Annotated in this window: 2 protein-coding genes; both read left to right on the top strand. The window is 32.8% G+C overall.

From position 1 onward, the window contains the following. Positions 1-1,716: DEAD/DEAH box helicase family protein (locus tag ACZQCL_RS08765; RefSeq protein WP_482482856.1), on the top strand; the 1,716-nt coding region annotated here is incomplete at its 5' end. Between the two features lie 55 nt (positions 1,717-1,771). Next, a partial coding sequence (locus ACZQCL_RS08760; RefSeq protein ID WP_482482854.1) for an InlB B-repeat-containing protein occupies positions 1,772-2,378 on the top strand: 607 nt, incomplete at its 3' end.

Below are 2,378 nucleotides of genomic sequence, written 5' to 3'. Positions count from 1 at the left end.
GATGCTTTAATTTCGTATAATAAGAATGCTGAGATTCAAATGATGATTGATGATAAAAGGCAACAAGGAAGAAGTATTGATGTTACTTTTAAGGGAGAGTTAAAACCTGAACAAAATGTAGCTCTAAATAAAATGATTGAGCATGATAATGGTATTTTATTAGCGGCTACTGCTTTTGGTAAGACTGTTCTTTGTGCGGATTTAATTGCGACAAAGAAAGTGAATACATTAATTTTGTTGGAGAGTTCATCTTTATTAGAACAATGGAAAGATAAGCTGCAGACATTTTTGGATATAAATGAAGAGTTACCTGAATATACGACACCTAAAGGTTTGATCAAAAAGAGAAAATCATTGATAGGTACTTTACAGGGATCTCATGATTCTATGACAGGTATAATTGATATCGCAATGGCTGGTTCTATATGTAAAAAGGGAAAATTTCATAAACTGTTGAATGAGTATGGCATGATCATTGTGGATGAATGTCATCATGCGGCTTCAAATACAGAAAGTGCTGTTTTAAAAGAAATTAAAGCTAAGTATGTGTATGGTGTTACAGCCGTTGATCGAACGGATCAATTGGATAAGATGAATTTTATGCTTATTGGTCCAATACGACATAAATATTCCGCAAAAGAACAAGCAAAACAACAAGGGATTCCTCGTTTGTTATATCCTCGGTTTACACATGTGGTTGCACCAAGAGGAATGATGAAAGATGAAAAGAATCCAAATGAAGCATACTCAATATTACGAGATAATGATTTGCGAGATCAAATGATTGTTCAGGATATAAAAGATTGTATTCAAAAAAATCGTACGCCTGTGGTTTTGTCTAAATATGTAAATCATTGTAAGAAGCTATATCAACAATTAGAAGGTGTGGCAGATTTTGTTTTCTTGTTGATAGGAAGTCAATCAAAAAAAGAAAATAATCATATTGTTGAATTAATGAAAAGTGTACCTGAAGATAAAACTATGATATTAATTGCGACAGGATCGCTCGTTGGAGAAGGCTTTGACCTTGATAGATTAGATACTTTGTTTCTAGCAATGCCTGTAGCTAGTAGTAGTGTTATAGAACAATTTACAGGAAGAATTCATCGACTATATGATAAAAAAGATACAATACTTGTATATGATTATGTAGATGTCCATATTCCGATGTTTGATCGAATGTACGGAAAAAGATTAAAGGCCTATAAAAAATCAGGTTATGAATTAATTTCAGATACTAACGGCATAAAAAGTGAATCGCAAATTTCTCAATCTATATATGATGCAAGTAATTATTACGATACGTATAGTCAAGATTTATTGTGTTCTAATAAGAATATTATTGTATCCAGTCCTTCATTATCTGGCGATAGAGTTGTAGAATTTACTAAATTGATCAAAGAAAAGATGGAAAGTGGAGTTGAAGTAACCGTAGTTTCTTGGATGCCTGATAAAATTAGGTTTGGAAGTTCAAATTATAGAATGCAGTTGTTAGAAGAAATGAGACAATCTGGTTTTTATCTAAAATCGGCAGAAGATAATTGTGAACATTTTGCGATTATTGATCAGGAAATTGTATGGTATGGAAATATAAATTTATTAGGTAAACAAGATGTAGAAGATCATATTATGCGGATTCAAAGTAAAGAAATCGCAAGTGAACTTATGGAAATGACTTTTGGGAACAGTTTATATAATTATTTGAATAACTTCTAGAAATTTTCCTAGAAGTTTTTCTATTTGTGATAAAATAATGGGCAGGTGATATTTGATGAGTGAAAAAAGAGAAGGTTACCAATTTGTTGGTTGGTATATAGATAAAGAGTGTACAAAAAGATTAAATCCAGGTGGTGTTCTTCCTCATTCTGTGACTTTATATGATAAATGGATTCCTATTTGGTATCCCATTGAATATGATGTGGACGGCGGAGTTATGTCGCGTCGTAATCCGAGATATACATGCATTGAATCGGAAGAATTATTGTTGTATCCGGCATTTAAGAAGGGCGTTATGTTTGTAGGTTGGCAGTTGAATGGTGAAATTATAACAAGTTTACCAGCAGGCATTCATGAACCTGTTATATTGACAGCTATTTATAAAGAATGTCCAGTTATCCACTTTGAAACGTGTGGTGGAGCCAATTATATGGATATATGTACGGATGAACATGGTTTATTGGGGGATTTAAAGCCACCAGTTCGAGTTGGATATACCTTTGATGGATGGTTCTGGGATTGTGATTATCGTTGGCGTTATAACTTGGATGAACCCATTCATGAGTCTTGTACTTTATATGCTCATTGGCAAGTAAGTCAATATAAGATTACATATGATTTAAATGGTGGACTAAGTAGTCGAAGAAATCCAAAGTCATATA

Source organism: Holdemanella sp. (assembly GCF_056804935.1).
Note: the sequence above shows the minus strand (reverse complement) of the source record. Positions and strands in the feature narration are given on the sequence as shown.